We start from the raw sequence: 23,747 nt of genomic DNA on the forward strand, positions 1-23,747 counted from the left end.
TTCGCTTCCGGAGCGCTTGGGAGCCAACCGGGATCATCCCGTCGGGATGGCCTGGCCCTCCGAGTTGGCCGCAAGCCGAGCATCCCCAACGTGAGCCGCCTCGACCGCGCCCGTCTCGGCTGCGCACCCGATCTTGCGCCGAGACTTGCAGCTTGATCTCGATGCCGATAAAGGAGCGTACCGTACGTTACGGTACGGCTGGAGGGTGTTTGAACGGATGCAGGCGGCGCAGACGATAGCGCAAGAGGGGCTGGAAGCGCCGACGGAGCGTCAGCGCGCGGTCCTCGATGCGGCGCTGGCCCTTCTCGTCGATCCAAACGAGACCCTGACGATGACCAGCGTCGCGCGGCGCGCCAGTTGCTCGAAGGAAACGCTCTACAAGTGGTTCGGCGACCGCGACGGCCTTCTGACCGCGACCGTCCAGTGGCAGGCAGCAAAGGTCCGCGCCGTCCAGCTTCCGCAAGCCGGGCTCGACCGCACGGCGCTGGCTGGCGCGCTGGAGCAGTTCGCCGCCGACTGGCTGCGCGTTCTCTCAGGCACGACCTCGGTCGCCCTGAACCGGCTGGCGATTGGACAGGCGCAGACGCTGCGCGGCGATCTCGGCCGCATCGTGCTGGAGAACGGGCCGGTCGCCATGGGGCGACGCCTGCGGCCGGTGCTGGAGGCCGGGCAGGCGGCTGGGCTGATCGCCTGCGACGACGTCGAGACGGCCTTCCGGACCTTCTTCGGGCTCGTCGTGCGCGACCTCCAGATCCGCCTCCTCCTCGGCGACCGGCTGGCGCCGGGCGAGACGGAAATCCGGCGCGAGGCCATGCGGGCCACGCAACAGTTCCTCGCCCTCTACGGGGCGGGCACCGGGCAGAACGCCCATCACTTGCAGCAGGAAGGAACACGCTGATGCGCGTCTATTACGATCGCGACGCCGATCTCAATCTGATCAAGGGCAAGAAGGTCGCCATCATCGGCTATGGCAGCCAGGGGCGGGCGCATGCGCTCAACCTGAAGGACTCGGGCGCCGGCGAGATCGCTGTCGGCCTGAAGTCCGGCTCGGCGACCGGCAAGAAGGTGGAAGCCGACGGCCTGAAGCTGATGACCGTCGCCGAGGCCGCCGCCTGGGCCGACCTCATGATGATGGCGACGCCGGACGAGCTGCAGGCCGACATCTATAAGAACGAAATCGCGCCCAACATCCGCGACGGCGCGGCGATCGCCTTCGCGCACGGCCTCAACGTGCATTTCGGCCTGATCGAGCCGAAGGCCTCGGTCGACGTCGTGATGATCGCGCCGAAGGGCCCGGGCCACACGGTGCGTGGCGAGTACCAGAAGGGCGGCGGCGTGCCCTGCCTCGTGGCGGTCCACCAGGACGCCTCGGGCAACGCGCTCGAGCTCGCGCTCTCCTATGCCTGCGGCGTCGGCGGCGGCCGCTCGGGCATCATCGAGACCAACTTCAAGGAAGAGTGCGAGACCGACCTCTTCGGCGAGCAGGTGGTGCTCTGCGGCGGCCTCGTCGAGCTGATCCGCGCCGGCTTCGAGACCCTGGTCGAGGCCGGCTATGCGCCGGAAATGGCCTATTTCGAGTGCCTGCACGAGGTGAAGCTGATCGTCGACCTGATCTACGAGGGCGGCATCGCCAACATGAACTACTCGATCTCCAACACGGCCGAGTGGGGCGAGTACGTCTCCGGCCCGCGCATCATCACCGCCGAGACCAAGGCCGAGATGAAGCGCGTCCTCAAGGACATCCAGACCGGCAAGTTCACCTCCGAGTGGATGCAGGAGTACCGCTCGGGCGCCGCGCGCTTCAAGGGCATCCGCCGGGTCAACGACGCGCACCAGATCGAGGAGGTCGGCGAGAAGCTGCGCGCCATGATGCCCTGGATCAAGTCCAACGCCCTGGTCGACAAGGCCCGCAACTGAGGTCTTCACCGACGGGTCGAGGTGAGAGAGCCGGCGTCCCGCGCCGGCTCTTTTTCGTTCGACCTGCGAGGGGCGGCACCCTCCCGAGCGGCGATCGTTCACGTCCGGGTTAGCCGCCTCCGTTGGCCGATGCCGCCGACCGCCGTGCAACCTGATATTGCTTTCGATCCATCCGATAGCGTTACCGCTTTCGCAACCAATTCGGCTCACACTTCCGATCTGATACCACGCGGAGGTCGACCATGACCGCTCTACCCAGCATGGAGCCCGACGGTGCCGAGCGTCGCACCGCCCTGCGCACGCGCACGCTCAAGCGCGCCAAGATCCTGTTCAACAATCACTTCTCGACGATCGACTGCATCGTCCGCAACATCTCCGACACCGGCGCCCTCTTGACCCTGGACGAGTCGGTGCACCTCCCGAAGGCCTTCGACGTGCGCGTCGGCGAGGAGAAGGACCATCGACCGGCCAAGCTCGTCTACCGCCGGGGCATGTTCGCGGGCATCCGCTTCACCGACATCGACGAGGAGGCCGGCCCTTCGCAGCCGGCTGCCTCGCCTGGCCCTGCGGCGGCGCCCTCGGTCGAGTTCGCTCCCTCCGAGATCGTCCGGATCCAGCATCGCGTGCTGCCGGCCGCCCTGCGGCGCAACTTCGCCTGGTTCTGATCGAGCGTCGACGCGGCGGCCGTGCGCCGCCGCGTCCTGACGCGATCGATGCGCGGCCGCTTGCGACCGGCGACGCTCCGACACCGGCCGCGCGGCGCGAGGGTCGCCGGTCATGCAGCGCGAGCCACTCCGGATGGATGCCGAGCCAGAGGGCACACCCAGGCCTGCGCTCAATCCTTCAGGATCAGCCGATCGCCGCTGAACTCGAAGCCGGATAGCTGCGACAGGAAGCTCATTCCGAGGAGGCTCTCGCCGAGCGCGTTGTTCTCCATCACCGTCGCCTCGACGTCCCGCCGCTCGATCCCGCCGATGGCGATGCTGTCCAGCCGGAGCCGTGCGGCGCGCGCCACGCCGTTCGCGGTCATCACCCGATCGACGAAGCGCAACTGAGCCGTGTCGATGCCGATCTGTTCGGCGACGTTCCGGTCGAGCGCGACGGTGCTGGCGCCGGTGTCGACCAGAAACGTCACGCTCCGCCCGTCGACCTTCGCGTCGAGATGGAAGTGGCCGTCGCGGCCGCGCGTCACCATCAGTTCGCGCCCGTCGCCTCCGGCGGTCTCGACCGCCCGCCCGGGCACAAGGACGGCCAGCATTCGGTTTCCGACGAACTGCAGGTCGTCTTTGAACGCGTAGAAACCGATCAGGACGAGGAAGGCGAGGGTCCAGATCAGGAGGTTGCGCAGGGCGGCGCCGAGGTTCGCTCGGGCCGCGGCGATCACTCCGCCGCCGAGCACCGCGGCCCAGATGCCGTAATAGACCAGCCGCGCATTGTCCTGCTGCTGCAGCCCGGCGAACACGCCGTCGGCATCCGGCGAGGTCATCAGCAGTGCAGCGACGGCGCAGATCGCGATGAGCCCGATGAGGATGGCGAGCGCGCGCATTCTTTCAGCCCTCCGCCTTCGGCCGGACCAGCCGGTTCGGCAGGTCGGCCAGCACGGCGCGGCGCCCGGCTTCGGTCAGCCGCGTCCAGCTCGCGATCTCCTCGATCGTGCGCCGGCAACCCCTGCAGAGCCCCGATGCGGGGTCGATCACGCAGACGCGGGTGCAGGGACTGTCGATCGCCATCCGGACTCTTTTCCTCGCCGCGCCCGGAGCGGACGCCTCGCATAGGTATGCCGGACGGGACGAGGCGCAACCAGCCTCAGCGCGCGTAGCTCTCGCCGACCGCCGGCATGACCTCGAGGACGCGCGAGTGCGGGAAGACGGCGATCGCCTCGGTGCCTTCGCGCAGCTTGGACTTCAGCTGGAAGGAGCCGCGATGCAGCTGCACCAGCGCCTGCACGATCGACAGGCCGAGTCCGGTGCCCTGTTCGGCGCCGCGGATGGCGATCGAGCCCTGCCCGAAGGCGGACAGGACGATCGGCAGCTCCTCCTCGGGAATGCCGGGCCCGTTGTCCTTGACCGACACGTACTGCCCGCCGCCGGCCGTCCAGCCGACGCGCACCAGGATCTGGCCCCCGCTCGGAGTGAACTTCACCGCGTTCGACAGAAGATTGAGGATGATCTGGCGGATCGATCGTTCGTCCGCCCAGAGCAGGGGCAGGTGCATCTCGAACTGCTGGACGACGTCGATGTTCTTGGTCTCGGCCTTGATGCGGATCAACGAGAGCGCATCGCGTGCGATCGTGACGAGATCGACCGCCTCCTCGTGCAGGGAGTAGCGCCCCGCCTCGACGCGGGACAGGTCGAGGATCTCGTTGATCACGTCCAGGAGGTGCTGGCCGGACGTGTGGATGTCGTTGACGTACTCGATGTAGGTAGGGTTGCCGACCGGTCCGAGGATCTGGTGCTGGATGATCTCGGAAAAGCCGAGAATGGCGTTCAGCGGCGTGCGCAGCTCATGGCTCATGGTGGCGAGGAAGCGCGACTTGGCGAGGTTGGCCTCCTCGGCCCGGTGCCGCGCCTCGTCCGACATCACCCGTGCGGTCTCGAGCTCGGCGATGAGCTCGTCCTTCTCGGCCTGGTGGTGCAGCCGCTCCACGGCGATGCGGCGCAGCCGCTCGGCGATCAGCGCGAACAGCGCGATGGCGCCGAGCAGCATGCCGTGCATGGCCGCCGCCACCGTGTCGGGCGCCAGAGCCGCATTGCGCAGGAGCACCACTCCGAGCGGCAGGAAGGCGACCAGCGTGACGCCCTTCAGCGTGGAGGAGATCATCGCCGTCAGAGCGATCATCAGGAGCAGAACCGCGAACTGGAGCAACTGAAAGCTCGGCCCGGCGCAGTCGGCGCATTCGATGCTGGCGTAGTAGGCCCAGGTCGAGCCAGCGAACAGATGCGCCAGAAGGAAGAGCTGTCGCCACCGCTTCGGGTCGACCTTCTCGGTCGGCAGCGTCTGGAACCGGTGCGCCACCGCAACGAGCACCGCATAGACGAAGAAGGTCAGGAGCGACCAGAAGACGACGGGAAGGGGGCCGACGAAGGACGCGGCGGCGAGCGCCGTCGCGATGATCGGCACTGGCATGAAGAGGGCGACGCCCTTTAAGGCCGCTGCGTGCTGCGTCAGGAGCTCGCGGTCGAAGCGCGGCGGCAGGCCGTTGCGCGACACCAGCCGCTCGCGCGCCGCCCGCAGCGTCTTCGACAGATCGGCATCGCGCGGCTTGCGACGCCGGTCGACGACGTTCTTGTCGTATGTGGACGGAAGCACGGCGGACATCGCGACAGGGCTGCCTTCAACGCACGGGGACCAGACAGGCGCATCCTCTTTCGGAATGTTTAAATATTTGGCTTAAGAAACGGACAATGCGGGCAATACCCGTCCGTGCGCCCGATAGCGCGGCGCCGCTCCGTCGCAGGGCGTCGGGAAAGATGCTAACGGTCCTGCGAAGGGGATGGGCACATGGACCGGTTGGACAAGAAGATCTTGAGGCTCCTGCAGGAGGATGCGACCCTGGCGGTCGCGGACGTCGCCAAGCGTGTCGGCCTGTCGACGACACCCTGCTGGCGCCGCATCCAGAAGCTGGAGGAGGAGGGGGTGATCCGCCGCCGGGTCGCCGTGCTCGACCCCGGCCGGATCAATGTGCGCGTCACCGTCTTCGTGTCGATCCGCACCGCCTCGCACTCCGTCGAATGGCTGAAGCGGTTTTCGGAGGTCGTCGGCGAGTTTCCGGAGGTGGTCGAGTTCTACCGCATGAGCGGCGACGTCGACTACCTCCTGCGGGTGGTCGTGCCGGACATCGCCGCCTATGACGCCTTCTACAAGCGCCTGATCGCCAAGATCGAGATCCGCGACGTGTCCTCGTCCTTCGCGATGGAGCAGATCAAGTACACGACCGAGCTGCCCCTCGACTACATCATCCTCGAAAAGGAGCCGCGCGGCGAGGCGTGAGCGCGCGCCGCGGCGGGGCGGGCGTCAGCGCTGCAGCCGCGCCAGCAGGCTCGACGTATCCCAGCGCCGGCCGCCCATCGCCTCGACCTCGGCATAGAACTGATCGACAAGCGCGGCGACCGGCAGGGTCGCCCCGTTCCGACGCGCTTCGGCAAGGCAGATCGACAGGTCCTTGCGCATCCATTCGACCGCGAACCCATGCTCGTAGTGGCCGCTGTCCATCGTCTTGTGCCGGTTCTCCATCTGCCAGGAGCCGGCGGCACCCTTCGAGATGACATCCACCACCGTTTCGATGTCCATGCCGGCGCGCTTGCCGAAGTGGATCGCCTCCGACAGACCCTGGACGAGGCCGGCGATGCAGATCTGGTTCATCATCTTGGCGAGCTGGCCCGCGCCGGCCTCGCCCATGCGGCCGACCATCTTGGCATAGGCCGCGATCACCGGCTTGGCCGTCTCGAAGGTCGCTTCGTCGCCGCCGACCATCACCGTGAGCGCGCCGTTCTCGGCGCCGGCCTGTCCCCCCGAGACCGGCGCGTCGAGGAAGCCGAAGCCCTTCTCGCGCGCAGCGCCATCCAGCTCGCGGGCAAGCTCCGCCGAAGCGGTGGTGTTGTCGATCAGCGTGGCGCCCGCCTGCATGCCGGCGAATATGCCGTCCTCGCCGTAGACGACCGAGCGGACGTCATCGTCGTTGCCGACACAGACGAAGACGAAGTCGGCGCCTCCGGCCGCTTCGCGCGGCGTCCCGGCCGCCTTGCCGCCATGTTGCTCGGCCCAGCGCTCGGCTTTTCCGGCGGTGCGATTGTACACGGTCACCGCGTGCCCGCCGCGGCCGGACAGATGCCCCGCCATCGGATAGCCCATTACCCCAAGGCCGATGAATGCCGTCTTCGCCATGTCGCAGAATCTCCCTGTTGCGAAGAAGGTAGCGGAGGATGCGTGTGGGGCAAAACCGGGGGCCGCTGCGGCGCACCGAGCGGCTGCTAAGGAGTTGAGACAAAATGATGTGCAGGCGGTGACGGATCTGGAGAGTTTTTGGGTTTACTGAGCGCTTGAGATGAGCGCACCCCCGTTCCAATGGTCGAAGATCTTCGACTGGTTCACCGAAATCCGCGACCGCCGCGCCTTGCTGCGACGCGTCGGGGTGCTGACCCTTCTCGCGGTCTTGGCGGCGGACGTGACCGATGCGACGATCAATCTCCTCACCCAGCCGGCTCGGCTCTGGCCCTCGATGGTGCAGACGAGCTTTACCGCCGGGGTTATCTCGCTGATCTTCATCACGGCGATCTGCCGGGCCAATTTCCGGCTCTACAAGCTGAAGAGCGAGATGGAGCGCCTCAGTCGCACCGACCTGCAGACCGGCATCCTCAACCGCCGCGGCTTCTTCGAGACGGCGCAGGCGCGGCGGGGAGAGGCCGAGTCGTCCGTCCTCCTGCTGATCGACATCGATCACTTCAAGCGCATCAACGACCGGTACGGCCATCTCGCCGGTGACGACGTCATCGGCGCCGTCGCGCGGCATCTCGGCCTCTTCATGGACCAGCGGGACGTCTATGGCCGCGTCGGCGGCGAGGAGTTCGCAGCGCTTCTGGTCGGATGCAACCTGGCGGAGGCGCGCGCCCGGGCGGACGCGATCCGCATCGACGTCGCGAGGGCGATGGAACTGCGTCTCGCGGATGGGTCGCAGGTCACGATCAGCGTCGGCATTGCGGCGTGGGCGCCGGACGTGCCTCTCTTGTCGGGTTTCGCGGCCGCCGACCGCGCCCTTTACGCCGCCAAGCGTGCGGGGCGAAACCGCGTCGCGATCCAGCCGCGCGCCGCCGCCTGACCGCGGCTATTTCGACAGGCACGCCGCCGCGACCTCAAGCTCCTCCGGCGTGTTGACGTTGAAGAACGGGTCGCCGCCCGGTGCCGCCGGGTCCGGTGGAAACGTCACCGTCTCGAAGCCGGTGCGCTCCAGCAGCGTACGGATCGACCGGTTCCCGGCCTGGCGGAGAAGCGCCCGCAGCCCGCGCAGCTTCGCAAGTGGCCACACGGCGATCGTCGGCTGCAGGTGGCCCTCGAAGCTGGCGACGCACACCCGCCCGGGCGGCCCAGCGCACAGTTCTGGCACCAGATCGGCGGGCAGGAAGGGCGTGTCGGCCGGCAGGGTCAGGACGGCCTCCACGCCGGGCGCGCGCGCGGCCAGCCATGCCGCCGCCGCGTCGAGACCGGCGAGCGGTCCCGCAAAGCCCTCCACCGTATCGGCCAGCACCGGATGGCCGAAACCCGCGTAGAGCTGCGGCTCGTTGGCGCTGATCAGCACCGGGCGCAGGCTTGGTCCGAGCCTTGCCAGCACACGCGCGATCAGCGGCTGCCCGGCGAGCGGCACGAGCGGTTTCGGCAGGGGGCCGCCCATGCGCGAGCCACGCCCGCCGGCCAGGATCACCGCCGCGATCGGGGGAAGGCGCGAGACGCTCATCAGACGGTCTTGGTGTGGACGGAGGCCTTGGCCGCGATGCTGCCGCCCCGGACCCGTTCGCGGTAGAGCGTGTAGAAGCCGCTCCCGACGATGATCGACGCGCCGAAGAGGACCGTAAGGCCCGGCACGTCGCCGAACACGACGAACCCGATCAGCAGCGCGTAGATCAGCACGGAGTAGCGGAAGGGCGCGACAACGCCCATGTCGCCGATGCGCATCGCCTCGACGATCGCGATGTAGCCGATGATGATGGCGACGGCGGCGCAGCACAGATGGGCCCAGTCCGTCACGTGCATGTCCGACCAGCCGACGAAGGGCAGGATGACCCAGCCGGTGAGGGTGACCAGCAGCGAAGTGGTGGTCGAGACGAACAGGGCGGAGAGGGTTCTCGGCATGGTGCGGGTGACGAGGTCGCGGGTGCCGGCGAACACCACCGAGGCGAGGACGCAGAGCGCGTAGACGTTGAAGCCGTCGGCCCCGGGCTGCACGACGATAAGGACCCCGGCAAAGCCGATCATGATCGCAAGCCAGCGCCGCCAGCCGACCGGTTCGCGCAGAAAGAGGGCGGCGCCGAGCGTCACGGTGAGCGGCAGGGCCTGGAAGATCGCCGACGCGTTGGCGATCGGCAGGTTTGCGAGGCCGAGGATGTAGGTGATGGTCGCCAGGATGTCGGCACCGGCGCGCAGCATCACGCTCGGCTGCAGCATGTCGCGCAGCGGCCGCTGCGCCTTGCGCGAACGGGCGAGCAGATACAGGAGGCCGGTCGCCATGACACCGCGCACCGCCATGATCTGGGCGGGGTGCATGTCGTCCGAGGCGAGCTTGACGAAGGTGTCGTTGACGACGAAGGCACCCATCGCCAGCATCATCAGCAGGCTGCCGCGGAGGTTGTCGCCGAGAACGGCGAAGCGACGGGTGAATCGGGAGTAGAACCGGGACATTGCGCCCGATCCTTAATCGGCCCGCCTGTGCAAGGCGAGCCGTTTGTTCACGAACAGCGCTCAGGGCGACATCGGCGAGAGTCGACGGGCGCTGCGTCGCCCTCAGAGGCGGCTGCCGACGACCGCGCCCGCGACGCCGCCACCGACGCCGCCGATGACCGCACCGCCGGTTCCGCCGACGGCACTTCCGATGAGCGCGCCGCCGCCGGCGCCGACCGCGGCGCCGCCGAGGGTCTTCTGGTCGTGCGTGCAGCCGGCCGTCGCCAGCCCTGCGAGGGTGAGGATCGAGAGGGTGGTGAGGACGGCGCGCATGCGGGGTCTCCGGTAGAAGTGACGGTCAGCTCCTTTGACGGAGCGGGCAGTCAACGGCCGAAGTCCCGCAGCGTTCCGGCCGGGCAGCAGGCGCACCGCGTGAGGGAGCTCAGGACGAGCTGCCGCCGCGCAGCGTCATGGTCACCGGACCGACCAGGTCATCGTAGCGGGAGCGCAGACGCTCGGGGTAGCGGATCGCCACCGAATGGATCGTGTCGCCGCGAAAGATGTAACGCTCGTAGAAGATCTTGCCGTCGCGGTAGCCGGACACCACCGCCCAGCTGTTGCCGTGCTTGGCGTAGGTCACGGTGTCGTCGCCGGCGCGCCACTTGATGATGCTGGCGGGCGTCTCGCCGTCCGTGTTGTGCCGGGCGTAGATGTAGAGCTCGGCGCCATTGTCGGAGACCCAGGCGCGGCCGTCGCCGCTGGTCGGCGCAGGAAGGGCCGTCGGAAACGCCTCGTGCGGGAAGGTCGCCGACGTGCCGAAGCGCTCGTTGCGATAGGTCAGATCCTCCGCCGACGCGGATCCGGCGGCGCCGATCAGAAGGGCGGCGAGACCCGCCGCTGCGATGACTGCACTGGAACGTGCCATGGCTTATCCTCCGGTCACACTCATATGCCGTCCCACGGCTGGCTTGCGCGTGGCGCGGTCGATGATGAAGTCATGCCCCTTCGGCTTGCGGGCGATCGCATCGTCGATCGCCCGGGCGAGCGCCTCGTCGCCTTCGGAGGCGCGCAGCGGCGTTCGCAGATCGGCAGCATCCTCCTGCCCGAGACACATGTAGAGCGTGCCGGTGCAGGTGACGCGCACGCGATTGCAGCTCTCGCAGAAGTTATGCGTCATCGGGGTGATGAAGCCGAGCCGACCGCCGGTCTCCGCCACCTCGACATAGCGGGCGGGGCCGCCGGTCCGGAATGCGAGATCCGTCAGCGTGTAGCGCTCCGCCAGATCGCGCTTGACCTGGCTGAGCGGCAGGTAGCGGTCGGTTCGATCCTCGTCGATCTCGCCCATCGGCATGGTCTCGATCAGGGTCAGGTCCATGCCCTCGCCGTGCGCCCACTCCATCATCGAGGGGATCTCGGCGTCGTTGAAGCCCTTCAGCGCGACGGCGTTCAACTTCACGTGGATGCCGGCCGCCTGCGCGGCGCGGATACCCTCCATGACCCGCGCGAGATCGCCCCAGCGCGTGATCGCCTTGAACTTGTCCGCATCGAGGGTGTCCAGCGACACGTTGAGCCGCTTCACGCCGTAGTCGGCGAGTTCGCCTGCGAACCGCTTCAGCTGCGAGCCGTTGGTGGTCAGCGTCAGCTCCTCGAGCGCGCCCGAGTCGAGGTGCCGCGACAGCGAGCGGATCAGGTACATGATGTTCTTGCGCACCAGCGGCTCGCCGCCAGTGAGGCGAAGCTTGCGCACGCCCTTGGCGACGAAGGCGCTGGACAGGCGGTCGAGCTCTTCCAGCGTCAGGAGGTCGCGCTTGGGCAGAAACTGCATGTCCTCGGCCATGCAGTACACGCAGCGAAAGTCACAGCGGTCGGTGACGGACACGCGCAGGTAGGAGATGCGCCGCCCGAACGGGTCGATCATGCGGCCGGCGGGGGCTACGTCGGTGGAGGCCGCTGCGGGGATCTTGATATCGGAAGCCAAACTCATGACAGTGCGGCCGAAGCCGCATCTCCTGCTCTCGTTCCCTGACAATGTGGAAGCGGCACCGCCGCGGGTCAACCGACCCGTGCCTGCGACCCGAACCCGTTGCGAGCCTTTTCACGTGTCCGAACCCCAGACCGCTCCCGAAGAGATCCGCGTCTCGTCCGACCGCCGCACCCTGACGGTCCGCCTCAAGGGCGGTGCGGCCGACAGCTTCACCGCCGAGATGCTCCGGGTGATGTCGCCGTCCGCCGAGGTTCAGGGCCATGCCCCGGATCAGCGCGTCACCGTCGGCGGCAAGCGGGACGTCGCGATCCGCGACATCCTGCCGGTCGGGCACTATGCGATCCGCATCGTCTTCGATGACGGGCACGACACCGGACTCTTCACCTGGCGCTATCTTGCCGAGCTCGGCCAGCACAAGGACGAGCGCTGGCACGCCTATCTCGCCGAACTCGAGGCCAAGGGCCTGAAGCGCGAGCGCTAGGTCGCGCCTGTCGCACGATGAAACCGGCAGGCGGCGGGCGCGCCCCTGCGGCGGTCCGAGCCTGGTTCAGAGGAACCCTCTCAGAAGCGCCACCGCCAGCACCGAGGCACCGACGGCCGAGGAAGCCATCAGCGGCAGCTTCGGCCACGCGCGCCGCACGGCGTTCTCGATGCTGAAGAAGTTCAGCGGCATCAAGCGCGCCTGCGCCCCGCCGGCCTCCTCGCGCGGCGCCTCCATGAAGCACTCGTCCTCGAACCAGGCCCAGTCCTCGGCCCAGGTCCAGCAGCCGAAGCGGCGATAGACGTCGGCGATCTCGCGGGCCAACGCCGTGTCCGACGGCAGCCGGATGTAGGCGTCCGGCGTCTTGCTGAGATAGCGCATGGCGAGCGGCAGCGAGCGCTCGGAACAGTAGTTCGAGATCCACAGCCTGAAGCCGATCTTCCGGCGCAGATGGTCGAGCGCCCGGAAGACCTGCACGTGATCCTCGTGGCCGTACTCGCCCCACGGATTGTGCGTGAAGACGTTCATGTCCGGCTTCAGCATGGGCTCCAGCGTGGCGCAGATGCGATCGAAATTCGCCCGGTAGTGCCGATCGACGCGCTGCGGACCGACGGCCCGCGTGGAGCGCCGGATCGCGCCGGCCACCCTGCGGCCGAGCCGGATGGCCTCGCGGCGTGTCTCCTCCAGGCCGAGCCGCAAGCCGTAGGCGCTGGGGCGCGGGTGCCGCCAGTCGGCGCAGCCGTAGGTGCCCGGCTCGGGCAGGTCGAGGCAGGTGACGTCGCGCAGCGGCAGATGTGCGATCGCGTTCTCGCGCGCCTTGCCGAGTTCGGGCGACGCCCAGAAGTCGCGAAACACGATGACGACCCGGTCGACCTTGCCGACGATTGAGGTGAACCAGAGCATCTCGTCATCGGGATGGGCGGCGATGATGACGGAGTTTTCGAGGAAGGCGGGCGTGGTGCTCATGTCGGCTCTCGCTTGGCTCCTGCTGCCGGCGCGCGTCTTCGGCCCTCCGGCCTCGGACGCTCGAGCCGCCGCATCTCGCAGCATCGGTAAAATTTTACTGTTAACGCCTCGTTGACTATAAGTTTTAACCCAAGTTAATCGGCTGGCAAGCGATCGATTAACAGAAAACTCGTCTAAAGATTTACATGGTTAACGACAGCGCGTGCCAAGACCCTTCCTTCGGGCGGCTGCAGCCTGAAGCATTGCAGGTGCGGCGAGAGGTCGGAGCCCGAGGAGGGCCAGCGTGCGCCTGCAAAAAAAGGGGATGCCGGGGAGGCGCAGTCTCCGGGGCGCGAGGCCGCCGCCGCCGGCGAAAATACGATGCCTCAGGTCCGACGAATCCGAACGGCTCTGCGCGGAGTCCGCGGAAACGGACCCGGTGCCGCGGTCTCGATCCGGGTGCCTACGGTAAGGCGATACGGTGTCCCTTGACCTAGGCGGCCACAAAGGGCGGCAGGTCGTCGAAGGCCTTCTTCAGCGCCTCGGACCAGCCTTCCGAAATGAGGTTGTAGTAGGGGTCGGTGCGATCGAAGCGGCGACGGTAGCCGGCCTTGAAGCTGTCGGTCTCGTAGAACTGCATGTCGATCGGCAGCCCGACCGAAAGGTTCGAGCGGATGGTCGAATCGAAGGAGACGAGCAGCAGCTTTGCGACCTCCTCCAGCGACATTCGGGGGTCGTAGGTCCGCACGATGATGGGACGGCCGTATTTGTGCTCGCCGATCTGGAAGAACGGGTTGTCGAGGCCGGCCTCGATGAAGTTGCCCTCCGGATAGATCATGAACAGGCAGGGCTTGAAGCCCTTCACCTGGCCGCCGAGGATGAAGGACGCGGCAAAGCGCGCATCCGCCGACTGTCCCGTCGGAGACGTCTCGGCGATCACCTCCTTCAACGTGTCGCCGATCAGCTTCGCCGTCTGGAACATCGAGGGTTGCTTCAGAAGCGCAGGCTCGCGGTTGGCCGGATCGAGCACCCGCTCCTCCAGCAGCGAGATGGTGGCCTGGGTGGTGGCGAGGTTGCCGGCGCTCATCAGGCAGAGGAAGCGCTCGCCCGGCACCTCCCAGGTCCGCATCTTCTGGACGACGGAGATGTTGTCGACGCCCGCATTGGTGCGCGTGTCCGACATGAACACCAGGCCGCGGTCGACGGAGAGGCCGACGCAATAGGTCATGATCCGTGTCCTCGAAGGCGCCGCTTCCGGCTGATCTCAGGCAGCAAAGACTAAGGCGGCACGCTGTTACGAAGCTTTACTGGCGCCAATATCGGTCGCGCGGGCAAGAGGCCGCGCGTTGTCCACAGGCTTTCCCCAGGCGCTGTCGCTTTCTTGCCTCAGCCGCCCGGTGCCGCAGGAGCAGAAGCATCCTCGGAAAGACGGTAGACCGTCATCCGGCCGTCGCGAGCGGAGTAGATCGGCGCATCGATCGTGGCGATCGGCACGGCGTTCAGCCGCTCCGCCGTATCCCTGCCGATGCCGAAGATCAGCGTGTCCTGCGACGAGTCTCCATCGCGCCAGGGCCGATCGAGCTGGAACTGGTCGGTCGGCTGGTCGCCTGGCGCCAGGTAGGCGCGGATGTCGAGATGCGAGCGGCGCAGCGGATGGAGGAGCCCCGCAGTGAGCGCACGGCCCTGCAGCACCAGCCTGCGCGCACCGACCTGCCGCGCGACCCGCTCGAGGTTTGCGGCTGTGGTCTTCCAGCCGCTCAGCTGGCGCAACTGCACCAGCGGGCCGGACGCTCCGGCCGGATCGTAGACGGCCGTGCCGACGACGAGGATGGCGGCCACGAGGAGGCCGATCGCCAGGTTGGCGACGGCGAAGAAGCGGGTGGGCGAGCGGAGCATCAGCGCCGTCGCGAGGACGACGCCGGCGGGGTAGGCGGTGGCCGCCCAGTTGGCGTTCGCCTGGGACAGGAACCCCTGGATGGTGATCGCGAGCACGATCGGCACCGAGAACCACAGCAGGAGGCGGTCGGCACCGGTCGCCTCGGTGCGCGCCCGGAACAGGAAGGCATTGACCATCGCGCCGAAGACGATCGGTCCGGCGACGCCGAACTGGGATCCGAGAAACTCGAACCCCTTGCGCCAGTTCAGGCGCGACAGGCTCCAGCCGATGTTGTCGCCGGTGTGCTCGAAGGTGGCGAAGTGGTGCGTGGCGTTCCACCATAGATTCGGGACGGCGATGGCGACAGCCACAAGCAGGCCGCCGAGGAAGGCCGGCCGGAAGACGACGCGCCGGGCGCCCGGCGTCGCCAGTCCGTAGAGCATCGCCAGGACCGGCAGGTAGATCATCGCATATTTGGCATAGAGCCCGATGCCGACGAGGAGACCGAAGCCGAGCGCGGTCGCGGCTCGAGGCGCGCGCAGGTCGGCCGCAAGGACGAGCAGCGCCGCGCTCCAGAAGAACAGCAGGAACACGTCCGTCGTCATCAGCACCGACGAGACTGCGACGCCGGGCATCAGCGCATAGAAGAGCGCGCTCCAGAAGCCGGTGGTGCGGTCGTAGAGTCGGGTGCCCAAACCGTAGAGCAGGAGCGCGCTCGCCATGTGGACGATCGGCGAGGCCGCGCGCACGCAGGCGGCACCATCACCGCAGACGGCGGTTTCGGCGGCGATCACCCAGGCGGTGAGCGGCGGCTTGGTGAAGTAGCCGAAGGCGAGGTGGCGCGACCAGGCCCAGTACTGCGCCTCGTCGAAGCCGAGTTCGCTCGGCGACAGGAACAGCGCGCCGACGCGCAGGGCGGTCAGCGCGAGCAGCAGGACCGTCAACAGCGGCAGACCGAGCCGCCGCTCCGCCCCCCGTGCCTCCCACCGGATGGCGGGCCCGAGGCTTGTGGTGGTCGGCAGCGTCATGGTGGCGTCTTGTATCTCGTGTCGGGTCCGGCGCGGGCGGGCTACCCATAGGCACATTTGCCGCTTAAGAGAAGCACCGCCCGCCCGCGCGGCGGGCATCCTGTGGAGACGGTAAAGCGGCGGGTCGAGACGAGAGTGGCTGAGGTTTGGACACCGAAGGCGCTGCTGCGCCGAGCGGAAGCTGCGGCGGCCCGGCGCCCCGGGCGCTTTCTCATCGGGGCGCTCATCCTTCTCAGCCTGCTCTTTACGATCCTGCCCGGCACCGACATCGCCACGAGTCGCCTGTTCTACCGCGACGGCATCGGATTTCCCTCCGAGAAGGCGCCGCTGCTCCTCGCGATCCGCGCCGCGAACGGCTGGCTGACCGTGACGGTGCTGGCGGTGGCCGCCCTCTCGCTGCTCCTGCCGCTGTCGTTCTATCGCCGCGTGCTGTTGTGGCCGAGCCAGGCGGTCTTCCTGATCGCAGTCTATGCCCTCGGGCCGGGACTGATCGTCAACGCCATCTTCAAGAACACCTTCGGCCGGGCCCGGCCACGCGACGTGCTCGACTTCGGTGGCAGCTTCGATTTTAGCGCCGTCTGGATCTTCTCGGACGCCTGCGCCCGCAACTGCTCCTTCACCTCCGGTGAGGCGGCCTCGGCGATGGCGCTGATGGCGGTGACCTTCGTCCTGCCGAAGCGGCTGCGCCTCTCGGGTGGCCTCGCGATCTTCGCGCTGGTTGCGATCTTCTCGTTCAACCGCATCGCCTTCGGTGGCCACTTCCTGTCGGACGTCCTCCTGTCCTGGCTGATCGTCCTCATCGTGATCTTCACGCTGCGCAAGGCCATTCTGCCGCGCGCCGCCGCGATCGACCGCTTCTTCCTGCTCGACCTGCCCGACCGGCTGGCGTTGCGCCTGCCCTGGTCGCCGGAGATCGAGCACCGATCAATCGTCGAGCGTTCGCGCGAGCGCGACCTCTTCACGGGGGCCCGTGCCGACCGCCGACCGCATACCGCCGCCGTGAGCCGGCCCTTGCCAACGACGGCCCCGCGCATTACGAGCCGGCATCCACGAAATCGCCCTATGACCTTCAACTTCCTCACCGTCGTCATCCCGGCGCGCAACGAAGCCGAGAACCTCAACGTGCTCGTACGGGAGATCGGCGTGGCGCTCGACGGGCGTCGCTACGAGGTGCTCGTGGTGGACGACGGCTCGACCGACAGCACCGCCGACGTCCTCGCCCGGCTCGCATCCGAAGGTCTCCCCGTGCGCCACGTGCGCCATGACCGGTCCGCCGGGCAGAGCGCTGCGATCCGCAGCGGCGTGATGGCCGCGTCCGGCGATCTGGTGGTGACCATCGATGGCGACGGCCAGAACGATCCGGCCTTCATCCCGCCGCTCGTCGCCGCCCTTGAGGCCGCCGGCCCGGGCACCGGCATCGCCGCAGGCCAGCGCACGCGCCGCACCGACACGCGGCTGAAGCAGCTGTCTTCGCGCTTCGCCAACAACCTGCGCACCGCCGTCCTGAAGGACAGGACTCGCGACACCGGCTGCGGGTTGAAGGCGATGCCGACTGCGCTGTTCCGCCGGCTGCCCTTCTTCGACGGCTGGCACCGCTACCTGCCGGCGCTGGTGCTGCGCGAGGGCTACGACGTCGTCCACATCGACGTCGCCGACCGAAAGCGCCGTTTCGGCGCTTCCAACTATGGAATCCTCGACCGGGGGCTGCGCGGCATCCTCGATCTTTACGGCGTGTGGTGGCTGCGCAAGCGCTGCCGCGTCCTGCCGGCCGTTCAAGAAATCGCTCTGAGGGACTGACGTGGATCATCTCGTGACCTGGTTGCACCACGTCTTCGTCGAGCAGTTCGACTTCTGGATCGCCCTCGGCTTCGTCGCGCAGCTGCTCTTCACCGCCCGCTTCCTGGTGCAGTGGATCGCTTCGGAGCGCGCCCGGCGCAGCGTCGTGCCCGTCACCTTCTGGGTGTTCTCGCTCGGCGGCGGCGCCTTGCTCCTGGTCTATGCGATTCAGCGGCGCGACCCGGTCTTCATCCTCGGCCAGGGCGCCGGACTGTTCATCTACGTGCGCAATCTCTGGCTGATCGCCGCCGAGAAGCGGCGATCGCTGGTCGAGGTGAACGGCTCGAGCTGAGACGGAACAAGGGCTCCCGATCTCAGATCGGGTAGAAGCTGTAGTTCCGGGCGATTTCGTTGGCGAGGCCGTTGGTCTCGATGATGAAGCTCTCCAGGAACTCGTGCAGGCCGCCCTCGATGATGTCGTTGATGCTCTGGCAGCGGCTGAATTGCGCGGTGCGCGCCCGTGCGATCTGGTGGCACTCGTGCTCGACGCCATAGGTGCGGGCGAGATAGCCGAGGCTCTCTTCGATCATGCCGTAGCTGTAGGCGAGCGAACGCGGCATGCGCCGGTTCAGCACCAGGAAATCGATGATGTCGGGGGCACGGAAGTCTGCGCCGTATTCCCACGTGTAGGCCCGGTGGGCCGACACGGAGCGCAGGATCGAGATCCACTGGAAGTGGTCGAGCGGCGAGCCGATCGAGGAGTGCTTTGGCAGCAGCACCCAGTACTTCACGTCGAGGATGCGGGCGGTGTTGTCGGCGCGCTCGATGAAGGTGCCGAGATTGGCGAAGTCGAAGATCTCGTTGCGCAGCATGGTGCCGTGGAAGGCGCCGCGCACATAGGCTGTCTGGCGCTTCACGAGGTCGAGCACGCCCGGCAGTTCGGTCTCGCTCACCGGCCGCCCGAGCCGGCGCTTCAGGTGGATCCAGCCCTCGTTCAGCGCCTCCCAGACCTCGCGGGTGAGGGCCGTGCGCACCATGCGTCCGTTCATGCGGGCGGTGTCGATCGAGGAGACGACGCTCGACGGATTGTCCGGGTCGCGCAGCAGGAAGTCGATGATCGAACTTGGTTCGAAGGCGGCGTATTTCGCCCTGTAGCCGGCCTCGACACCGGCGGAGGTGAGCACGGAGTGCCACTCTTCCGGCCCCGCCGACAGGTTCGTCAGCGAGATCCTGAGGCCCGCATCGATGAGGCGGGCCATGTTCTCCGCCCGCTCGATGTAGCGGTGCATCCAGAAGAGGCCGTTGGCGGTGCGTCCGAGAAGCGCCATCGTCAGACCTCCAGCACCCAGGTGTCCTTGGTGCCGCCACCCTGGCTGGAGTTGACGACGAGCGACCCCTCCTTCAGCGCCACGCGGGTGAGGCCGCCCGGCGTAATGCGGACCTGGTCGGACACCAGCACGAAAGGGCGCAGGTCGACGTGGCGCGGCGCGAGCCCGCCGTCGACGAGGATCGGTACGGTCGAGAGGGCGAGCGTCGGCTGCGCGATGTAGTTCGTCGGGCGCTGGCGGAGCTTGACCGCGAACGCCTCGCGCTCGGCCCTCGAGGCGGTCGGGCCGACCAGCATCCCGTAACCGCCGGAGCCGTGCACCTCCTTGACCACCAGCTCTTCGAGATGGTCGAGCACGTAGGCGAGGCTGTCCTCCTCGGCGCAGCGCCACGTCGGAACGTTCTGCAGCATTGCCGGCTTGCCCGTGTAGAACTCGACGATGTCCGGCATGTAGGAGTAGATCGCCTTGTCGTCGGCGATGCCCGTGCCAGGCGCATTGGCGATGGTGATGCCGCCGTTCTTGTAGACCTCGAAGATGCCGGCGACGCCGAGCACCGATTCGGGGCGGAAGGCGAGGGGGTCGAGGAAGGCGTCGTCGACCCTTCGGTAAAGAACGTCGATCGGCTGGTAGCCCTGCGTGGTGCGCATCACGATGCGTCCGTCGACGAGCTTGAGATCGGAGCCCTCCACCAGCTCGACGCCCATCTGGTCGGCGAGGAATGCGTGCTCGTAGAAGGCCGAGTTGTGGATGCCCGGCGTCAGCACCGCGATCGTCGGCTCGCCCTTGCAGGCGGGCGGCGCCACGGCCGCGAGTGAGCGCCGCAGGTCGGTCGGATAGGTTTCCACCGGCCGCACCCGGTTCTGCGCGAACAGCTCCGGGAACATCTGCATCATCGTTTCGCGGTTCTCGATCATGTAGGACACGCCGGACGGGGTCCGGGCATTGTCCTCGAGCACGTAGAACTCGCCTTCGCCGACACGCACGATGTCGGTGCCGATGATGTGGGTGTAGACGCCGGCGGGCGGCCGGAAGCCGACCATCTGCGGCAGGAAGGCCTCGTTGCCCTCGATCAGCCGCGCCGGCACCTTGCCGGCCTTCACGATCTCCTGGTCATGGTAGATGTCGTCGAGGAAGGCATTGAGGGCGCGCACCCGCTGCTCGATGCCCTCGGCCAGCCGGTCCCATTCGGCGCGCGCGAGGATGCGCGGCACGAGATCGAAGGGGATCAGCCGCTCCGCCGCAGCCTCGTCGCCATAGACGGCGAAGGTGATGCCGGTCCTGTGGAACAAGCTTTCGGCCTCGCCGGACTTGTCGATCAGCGTCCCCGGATCCTGCTTTCGAAACCACGCCTGGAATTTCTCGTAAGGGGGGCGCACCCCCTCCGTCCCGAGCAGCATTTCATCAAAAGCAGTCACGATGCCCTCCGCACCCGCATGATCGATATAGTGCTAGCATCAAATGCGGCGGATGCGAGCGCGGTTTCTCCCAAGCAAGGATGATGCCGAACCGCCCGCAGGCGTCGGCTTCGGGCGATGCCGCAGCAGCGCACGGCCGGGCTTTTGCCGGAGTGCCTCCCTTCGGGTAAGAGCCGGAGCAACGTGACCGTCGCCGACGGACCGTGCGAAGAGCGAGCGACCCCTCATGAGCCGTACCTGTCTCTCCATCATCCTCGCGGCCGGCGAAGGCAGCCGGATGAAGTCGTCCGTGACCAAGGTGCTGCACCCGATCGGCGGCCGGCCGCTGGTGGCCCATGTCGCGGCCACGGCCGCGGCGGCGGGGGCGCAGGCGAGCGCGCTGGTGGTCGGGCGCGATGCCGAGGCGGTGGCTGCGGCCGTGGCCGGAGCCGGCCATGCGGCGAGCGTCCACCTGCAGAGCGAGCGGCTCGGCACCGCCCATGCGGTGCTCGCCGCCCGCGAGGCGATCGGCGCCGGCTACGACGATCTGCTGATCCTCTACGGCGACACGCCGCTGATCCGGCCCGAGACGCTGCTTGCGGCGCGCGCGGTGCTGGCGGAGGGCGCCGCCATCTGCGTCATCGGCTTCCGGCCCGCCGACCCCACCGGCTACGGGCGGCTGATCGAGGAGGGCGGCACGCTCAAGGCGATCCGCGAGGAGAAGGACGCGAGCGCCGAGGAAAAGGCGATCGGCTTCTGCAACGGCGGCGTGATGGCGATCGACGGGCGGCGCGCGCTCGACCTGATCGGCCGGATCGGCAATGCCAACGCGAAGGGGGAATACTACCTGACCGACATCGTGGAGATCGCGTGCGCCGACGGGCTGTCCGTGAGGGCCATCGAGGCGGCGGAGAAGGAGGTCCTCGGCGTCGACGACCGGGTGAAGCTGGCGCGGGCCGAAGCGGTCTGGCAGGCGGACCGGCGGATGGAGGCGATGCGCGCCGGCGCGACGCTGATCGCGCCGGACACCGTCACCTTCGCCTACGACACGGTGCTCGGGCGGGATGTGCTGGTCGAGCCGAACGTCTTCTTCGGGCCGGGCGTCACGGTGGGCGAGGGCGCGGTGATCCACGCCTTCAGCCATCTCGAAGGGGCCGAGGTGGGGCCCGGCGCTTCGATCGGCCCGTTCGCCCGCCTGCGGCCGGGGACGCGCCTCGCCGACGGCGCCAAGGTCGGCAATTTCTGCGAGGTCAAGAACGCGGTGGTGGGCGAAGGCGCCAAGATCAACCACCTCAGCTATATCGGCGACGCCTCGGTCGGTGCGCGCACCAATGTCGGCGCCGGCACGATCACCTGCAACTACGACGGCTTCCTCAAGCACCGCACCGAGATCGGGGCCGACGCCTTCATCGGATCGGACACGGCGCTGGTCGCACCGATCCGGGTCGGCGATGGCGCCTATGTCGGATCCGGATCGACGCTGACCGAGGACGTGCCGGCCGATGCGCTGGCGATCGCTCGTGCCCGCCAAGTCAACAAGCCGGAGCGAGCGCGATCGATTCGGGAACGCGGCAAGGCGGCCAAGGCGCAAAGGCGCGCGGCGGGCGAGTGAGGCAGCGGTCACGCGCTGCAATCAGAAGTGAAACATTCGTTCAGCGGCGCTGCGGTATCGTTCACGGCACGGCACGGCACGGCACGGCACGGCACGGCACGGCAAGGACGAGACGGCGGCGCACCAGCCGCGGCGGGCAGAACCTTTGAAGGTTGGAGGACCACATGTGCGGCATCGTCGGGATCATCAGCCGCGAGCCGGTCGCCGACCGGCTGGTGGATGCGCTGAAGCGCCTGGAATATCGCGGCTATGATTCGGCCGGCGTCGCGACGCTCCAGGGCGGGACGTTGCGCCGCCGCCGCGCGGAGGGCAAGCTTGCCAATCTCGAAGCGCGGCTGAAGGCCGAGCCGCTCGCCGGCACCATCGGCATCGGTCACACCCGCTGGGCGACCCACGGCGTTCCGTCCGAGGCCAATGCCCATCCGCATGCGACAGCGCGGCTGGCGGTGGTCCACAACGGCATCATCGAGAACTTCCGCGAACTGCGCGCCGAGCTCGAGGCGGACGGCTACGGCTTCGAGAGCGAGACCGACACCGAGACCGTCGCGGTCTACGTCACCCGCGAGATCGACCGGGGCGCCGGCCCGCAGGATGCCGTCGCGGCGACGCTTGCCAAGCTTGAGGGCGCCTTCTCGCTCGCCTTCCTCTTTGCCGGCGACGAGAGCCTCCTCATTGGCGCGCGCCGGGGCTCGCCGCTCGCGATCGGCCACGGATCGGGCGAGATGTTCCTCGGCTCGGACGCCATCGCGCTGTCGCCCTTCACCGACGCGGTCACCTATCTGGAAGACGGCGACTGGACCGTCGTCACCCATGCCGGCGCCACCATCTTCGACGCCGAGGGTCATACCGTTGAGCGGCCTGTCCGGCGCAGCAAGGGCAAGGCCTTCTACGTCGACAAGGGCAACCATCGCCATTTCATGCAGAAGGAGATCTACGAGCAGCCCGAGGTGCTGGGCCACACGCTCGGCGCCTATGTCGACATGACCAGCGGCCGCAGCCGCATCCCCGACCGCCAGGCGCTGGAATTCTCGACGGTTCGCCGCGTCGCCATCTCGGCCTGCGGCACCGGCTATCTCGCCGGGCTCACCGGGCGCTACTATCTCGAGCGCTTCGCGCGCCTCGCCTGCGACATCGACGTCGCCTCCGAGTTCCGCTACCGCGAAAGCCCGCTCGGCGACATCGACCTCGCCTTGTTCGTCTCACAGTCGGGCGAAACGGCCGACACGCTCGCCTCGCTGCGCTACGCCAAGGCCGAGGGGTTGAAGACGGCGGCCGTCGTGAACGTGCAGGAATCGACCATCGCACGCGAGTCCGACATCCTGCTGCCGACGCTGGCGGGACCGGAGATCGGCGTTGCCTCGACCAAGGCCTTCACCTGCCAGTTGATGGCGCTCGCGGCCCTCAGCATCCGTGCCGGTGTCGATCGCGGCACTATCGACGCCCGGCAGGAGCTCGAATTTACGCGGGCGCTCGCAGAGGCGCCGCGGCTCGCCAACCTCGCGATCCGGCTCGAGGATCGCATCGAGGCGCTGGCGCGCGAGATGACGGGTTATCGCCACGCGCTCTTCCTCGGGCGCGGCTTCAGCTACCCGCTGGCTCTCGAAGGCGCGCTGAAGCTGAAGGAAATCAGTTACATCCATGCCGAAGGTTACGCCGCGGGCGAACTCAAGCACGGGCCGATCGCGCTGATCGACGAGACAATGCCGGTCCTCGTCATCGCACCTTATGATCGCGTGTTCGAAAAGACCTTCTCGAACATGCAGGAGGTCGCGGCGCGGGGCGGGCGGATCATCCTCGTCACCGACGAGAGGGGCGCGGCGAACGCCAAGGGCATTGCCTCGGAGACGCTGGTGCTGCCGGAGATGCCGGAGATCCTGACGCCGATCGTCTACGCGATCCCGCTGCAGCTGCTGGCCTACTACACGGCGGTCCACATGGGCACCGACGTCGACCAGCCGCGCAACCTCGCCAAGTCGGTGACGGTGGAATAGCCGCCTCAGTCGACGATCGGCGGGTCGGCGATCGACAGGTTCGTGCG

General features: G+C 67.9%; 24 protein-coding genes and 1 pseudogene. 11 read left to right on the top strand and 14 right to left on the bottom strand.

The window, feature by feature from the left end:
* The first annotated feature begins 217 nt into the window (after nucleotides 1–217).
* The 3 genes from NPA30_RS03545 to NPA30_RS03555 all read left to right on the top strand — a co-directional run bounded on the left by NPA30_RS03545 (nucleotide 218) and on the right by NPA30_RS03555 (nucleotide 2,582).
* Nucleotides 218–898: a TetR/AcrR family transcriptional regulator C-terminal domain-containing protein gene (locus NPA30_RS03545; RefSeq protein ID WP_256800978.1), complete on the top strand. Its 681-nt coding sequence runs from the start codon at nucleotides 218–220 to the stop codon at nucleotides 896–898.
* Nucleotides 898–1,917, top strand: coding sequence for a ketol-acid reductoisomerase (ilvC, locus tag NPA30_RS03550; protein ID WP_256800979.1), 1,020 nt, complete (start codon nucleotides 898–900; stop codon nucleotides 1,915–1,917). The genes NPA30_RS03545 and ilvC overlap by 1 nt, the downstream gene beginning before the upstream one ends.
* Before the next feature lie 242 nt (nucleotides 1,918–2,159).
* Entirely contained in the window at nucleotides 2,160–2,582 is a 423-nt protein-coding gene (locus NPA30_RS03555) for a PilZ domain-containing protein (RefSeq protein WP_256800980.1), read from the top strand.
* A gap of 170 nt (nucleotides 2,583–2,752) precedes the next feature.
* On the opposite strand, the gene NPA30_RS03560 is transcribed toward NPA30_RS03555, so the two are convergent.
* The 3 genes from NPA30_RS03560 to NPA30_RS03570 form a co-directional block, all read right to left on the bottom strand.
* Nucleotides 2,753–3,463 (bottom strand): retropepsin-like aspartic protease family protein, encoded by a 711-nt coding sequence (locus tag NPA30_RS03560; protein WP_256800982.1) that lies wholly within the window; start codon nucleotides 3,461–3,463, stop codon nucleotides 2,753–2,755.
* 4 nt (nucleotides 3,464–3,467) lie between these two features.
* Entirely contained in the window at nucleotides 3,468–3,647 is a 180-nt protein-coding gene (locus NPA30_RS03565; RefSeq protein ID WP_256800983.1) for a DUF1289 domain-containing protein, read from the bottom strand.
* Between the two features lie 76 nt (nucleotides 3,648–3,723).
* On the bottom strand, nucleotides 3,724–5,235 hold the full coding sequence (locus NPA30_RS03570; protein ID WP_256800984.1) for a sensor histidine kinase: 1,512 nt from the start codon (nucleotides 5,233–5,235) through the stop codon (nucleotides 3,724–3,726).
* Between the two features lie 183 nt (nucleotides 5,236–5,418).
* On the opposite strand from NPA30_RS03570, the gene NPA30_RS03575 reads away from it, so the two are divergent.
* Entirely contained in the window at nucleotides 5,419–5,907 is a 489-nt protein-coding gene (locus tag NPA30_RS03575) for an Lrp/AsnC family transcriptional regulator (protein ID WP_256800985.1), read from the top strand.
* A 24-nt stretch (nucleotides 5,908–5,931) separates the two neighbouring features.
* On the opposite strand, the gene NPA30_RS03580 is transcribed toward NPA30_RS03575, so the two are convergent.
* Nucleotides 5,932–6,801 carry an NAD(P)-dependent oxidoreductase gene (locus tag NPA30_RS03580; RefSeq protein WP_256800986.1) on the bottom strand — a complete coding sequence of 290 codons (870 nt, stop codon included), beginning with the start codon at nucleotides 6,799–6,801 and terminating at the stop codon, nucleotides 5,932–5,934.
* A 160-nt stretch (nucleotides 6,802–6,961) separates the two neighbouring features.
* On the opposite strand from NPA30_RS03580, the gene NPA30_RS03585 reads away from it, so the two are divergent.
* Nucleotides 6,962–7,732 carry a GGDEF domain-containing protein gene (locus NPA30_RS03585; RefSeq protein ID WP_256800987.1) on the top strand — a complete coding sequence of 257 codons (771 nt, stop codon included), beginning with the start codon at nucleotides 6,962–6,964 and terminating at the stop codon, nucleotides 7,730–7,732.
* Between the two features lie 6 nt (nucleotides 7,733–7,738).
* Here NPA30_RS03585 and mobA read toward each other — a convergent pair whose 3' ends face one another.
* The 5 genes from mobA to moaA form a co-directional block, all read right to left on the bottom strand.
* Complete coding sequence (mobA, locus tag NPA30_RS03590; protein ID WP_256800988.1) at nucleotides 7,739–8,365, bottom strand: molybdenum cofactor guanylyltransferase MobA; 627 nt, start codon at nucleotides 8,363–8,365, stop codon at nucleotides 7,739–7,741.
* Complete coding sequence (locus NPA30_RS03595; protein ID WP_256800989.1) at nucleotides 8,365–9,306, bottom strand: DMT family transporter; 942 nt, start codon at nucleotides 9,304–9,306, stop codon at nucleotides 8,365–8,367. The genes mobA and NPA30_RS03595 overlap by 1 nt, the downstream gene beginning before the upstream one ends.
* A 102-nt stretch (nucleotides 9,307–9,408) precedes the next feature.
* The gene (locus tag NPA30_RS03600; protein ID WP_256800990.1) at nucleotides 9,409–9,618 is read right to left on the bottom strand and encodes a hypothetical protein; all 210 of its coding nucleotides are present in this window, start codon (nucleotides 9,616–9,618) and stop codon (nucleotides 9,409–9,411) included.
* A gap of 109 nt (nucleotides 9,619–9,727) precedes the next feature.
* Nucleotides 9,728–10,210 carry a hypothetical protein gene (locus NPA30_RS03605; RefSeq protein ID WP_256800991.1) on the bottom strand — a complete coding sequence of 161 codons (483 nt, stop codon included), beginning with the start codon at nucleotides 10,208–10,210 and terminating at the stop codon, nucleotides 9,728–9,730.
* A gap of 3 nt (nucleotides 10,211–10,213) precedes the next feature.
* Nucleotides 10,214–11,203, bottom strand: a complete 990-nt coding sequence (moaA, locus tag NPA30_RS03610) for a GTP 3',8-cyclase MoaA (RefSeq protein WP_256801553.1) — start codon at nucleotides 11,201–11,203, stop codon at nucleotides 10,214–10,216.
* A gap of 181 nt (nucleotides 11,204–11,384) precedes the next feature.
* Here moaA and NPA30_RS03615 point away from each other — a divergent pair, with 181 nt between their 5' ends.
* Nucleotides 11,385–11,750 carry a gamma-butyrobetaine hydroxylase-like domain-containing protein gene (locus tag NPA30_RS03615; RefSeq protein ID WP_256800992.1) on the top strand — a complete coding sequence of 122 codons (366 nt, stop codon included), beginning with the start codon at nucleotides 11,385–11,387 and terminating at the stop codon, nucleotides 11,748–11,750.
* Between the two features lie 66 nt (nucleotides 11,751–11,816).
* Here NPA30_RS03615 and NPA30_RS03620 read toward each other — a convergent pair whose 3' ends face one another.
* The 3 genes from NPA30_RS03620 to NPA30_RS03630 form a co-directional block, all read right to left on the bottom strand.
* Nucleotides 11,817–12,716 (bottom strand): PIG-L family deacetylase, encoded by a 900-nt coding sequence (locus tag NPA30_RS03620; RefSeq protein WP_256800993.1) that lies wholly within the window; start codon nucleotides 12,714–12,716, stop codon nucleotides 11,817–11,819.
* A gap of 472 nt (nucleotides 12,717–13,188) precedes the next feature.
* Nucleotides 13,189–13,923 (bottom strand): proteasome-type protease, encoded by a 735-nt coding sequence (locus NPA30_RS03625; RefSeq protein WP_256800995.1) that lies wholly within the window; start codon nucleotides 13,921–13,923, stop codon nucleotides 13,189–13,191.
* 158 nt (nucleotides 13,924–14,081) lie between these two features.
* Nucleotides 14,082–15,599: an ArnT family glycosyltransferase gene (locus NPA30_RS03630; protein ID WP_256800996.1), complete on the bottom strand. Its 1,518-nt coding sequence runs from the start codon at nucleotides 15,597–15,599 to the stop codon at nucleotides 14,082–14,084.
* 426 nt (nucleotides 15,600–16,025) lie between these two features.
* Between NPA30_RS03630 and NPA30_RS03635 the strand changes: the two are divergent.
* The 3 genes and pseudogenes from NPA30_RS03635 to NPA30_RS03645 all read left to right on the top strand — a co-directional run.
* A pseudogene (locus NPA30_RS03635) lies at nucleotides 16,026–16,403 on the top strand (phosphatase PAP2 family protein); the annotation flags it as partial.
* Between the two features lie 258 nt (nucleotides 16,404–16,661).
* Complete coding sequence (locus NPA30_RS03640) at nucleotides 16,662–17,396, top strand: glycosyltransferase (protein WP_256801554.1); 735 nt, start codon at nucleotides 16,662–16,664, stop codon at nucleotides 17,394–17,396.
* Between the two features lies 1 nt (nucleotide 17,397).
* Nucleotides 17,398–17,727 carry a lipid-A-disaccharide synthase N-terminal domain-containing protein gene (locus NPA30_RS03645; RefSeq protein WP_256800997.1) on the top strand — a complete coding sequence of 110 codons (330 nt, stop codon included), beginning with the start codon at nucleotides 17,398–17,400 and terminating at the stop codon, nucleotides 17,725–17,727.
* A 22-nt stretch (nucleotides 17,728–17,749) separates the two neighbouring features.
* Here NPA30_RS03645 and NPA30_RS03650 read toward each other — a convergent pair whose 3' ends face one another.
* Together NPA30_RS03650 and NPA30_RS03655 are read right to left on the bottom strand one after the other, a co-directional pair.
* A complete protein-coding gene (locus NPA30_RS03650) occupies nucleotides 17,750–18,703 on the bottom strand; it encodes an alpha-E domain-containing protein (protein WP_256800999.1) in 954 nt (317 codons plus the stop codon).
* Nucleotides 18,704–18,705: 2 nt separating this feature from the next.
* Nucleotides 18,706–20,100: a circularly permuted type 2 ATP-grasp protein gene (locus NPA30_RS03655; RefSeq protein ID WP_256801555.1), complete on the bottom strand. Its 1,395-nt coding sequence runs from the start codon at nucleotides 20,098–20,100 to the stop codon at nucleotides 18,706–18,708.
* A gap of 244 nt (nucleotides 20,101–20,344) precedes the next feature.
* Here NPA30_RS03655 and glmU point away from each other — a divergent pair, with 244 nt between their 5' ends.
* On the top strand, nucleotides 20,345–21,709 hold the full coding sequence (gene glmU / locus NPA30_RS03660) for a bifunctional UDP-N-acetylglucosamine diphosphorylase/glucosamine-1-phosphate N-acetyltransferase GlmU (protein ID WP_256801001.1): 1,365 nt from the start codon (nucleotides 20,345–20,347) through the stop codon (nucleotides 21,707–21,709).
* Nucleotides 21,710–21,873: 164 nt separating this feature from the next.
* Nucleotides 21,874–23,700: a glutamine--fructose-6-phosphate transaminase (isomerizing) gene (gene glmS / locus NPA30_RS03665; protein ID WP_256801002.1), complete on the top strand. Its 1,827-nt coding sequence runs from the start codon at nucleotides 21,874–21,876 to the stop codon at nucleotides 23,698–23,700.
* The last annotated feature ends 47 nt before the right edge of the window (nucleotides 23,701–23,747 follow it).

The organism is Mangrovibrevibacter kandeliae (assembly GCF_024519155.1).
GTDB lineage: Bacteria > Pseudomonadota > Alphaproteobacteria > Rhizobiales > Rhizobiaceae > Mangrovibrevibacter > Mangrovibrevibacter kandeliae.

Coding starts and splice junctions, on each gene's coding strand:
- NPA30_RS03560 (WP_256800982.1), bottom strand. CDS start 3,463: ATGCGCGCGCTCGCCATCCTCATCGGGCTCATCGCGATCTGCGCCGTC.
- NPA30_RS03545 (WP_256800978.1), top strand. CDS start 218: ATGCAGGCGGCGCAGACGATAGCGCAAGAGGGGCTGGAAGCGCCGACG.
- NPA30_RS03620 (WP_256800993.1), bottom strand. CDS start 12,716: ATGAGCACCACGCCCGCCTTCCTCGAAAACTCCGTCATCATCGCCGCC.
- NPA30_RS03630 (WP_256800996.1), bottom strand. CDS start 15,599: ATGACGCTGCCGACCACCACAAGCCTCGGGCCCGCCATCCGGTGGGAG.
- ilvC (WP_256800979.1), top strand. CDS start 898: ATGCGCGTCTATTACGATCGCGACGCCGATCTCAATCTGATCAAGGGC.
- NPA30_RS03555 (WP_256800980.1), top strand. CDS start 2,160: ATGACCGCTCTACCCAGCATGGAGCCCGACGGTGCCGAGCGTCGCACC.
- NPA30_RS03655 (WP_256801555.1), bottom strand. CDS start 20,100: ATGCTGCTCGGGACGGAGGGGGTGCGCCCCCCTTACGAGAAATTCCAG.
- NPA30_RS03605 (WP_256800991.1), bottom strand. CDS start 10,210: ATGGCACGTTCCAGTGCAGTCATCGCAGCGGCGGGTCTCGCCGCCCTT.
- NPA30_RS03585 (WP_256800987.1), top strand. CDS start 6,962: ATGAGCGCACCCCCGTTCCAATGGTCGAAGATCTTCGACTGGTTCACC.
- moaA (WP_256801553.1), bottom strand. CDS start 11,203: ATGATCGACCCGTTCGGGCGGCGCATCTCCTACCTGCGCGTGTCCGTC.
- NPA30_RS03625 (WP_256800995.1), bottom strand. CDS start 13,923: ATGACCTATTGCGTCGGCCTCTCCGTCGACCGCGGCCTGGTGTTCATG.
- NPA30_RS03565 (WP_256800983.1), bottom strand. CDS start 3,647: ATGGCGATCGACAGTCCCTGCACCCGCGTCTGCGTGATCGACCCCGCA.
- NPA30_RS03640 (WP_256801554.1), top strand. CDS start 16,662: ATGACCTTCAACTTCCTCACCGTCGTCATCCCGGCGCGCAACGAAGCC.
- NPA30_RS03595 (WP_256800989.1), bottom strand. CDS start 9,306: ATGTCCCGGTTCTACTCCCGATTCACCCGTCGCTTCGCCGTTCTCGGC.
- NPA30_RS03580 (WP_256800986.1), bottom strand. CDS start 6,801: ATGGCGAAGACGGCATTCATCGGCCTTGGGGTAATGGGCTATCCGATG.
- glmU (WP_256801001.1), top strand. CDS start 20,345: ATGAGCCGTACCTGTCTCTCCATCATCCTCGCGGCCGGCGAAGGCAGC.
- NPA30_RS03650 (WP_256800999.1), bottom strand. CDS start 18,703: ATGGCGCTTCTCGGACGCACCGCCAACGGCCTCTTCTGGATGCACCGC.
- NPA30_RS03570 (WP_256800984.1), bottom strand. CDS start 5,235: ATGTCCGCCGTGCTTCCGTCCACATACGACAAGAACGTCGTCGACCGG.
- glmS (WP_256801002.1), top strand. CDS start 21,874: ATGTGCGGCATCGTCGGGATCATCAGCCGCGAGCCGGTCGCCGACCGG.
- NPA30_RS03575 (WP_256800985.1), top strand. CDS start 5,419: ATGGACCGGTTGGACAAGAAGATCTTGAGGCTCCTGCAGGAGGATGCG.
- mobA (WP_256800988.1), bottom strand. CDS start 8,365: ATGAGCGTCTCGCGCCTTCCCCCGATCGCGGCGGTGATCCTGGCCGGC.
- NPA30_RS03600 (WP_256800990.1), bottom strand. CDS start 9,618: ATGCGCGCCGTCCTCACCACCCTCTCGATCCTCACCCTCGCAGGGCTG.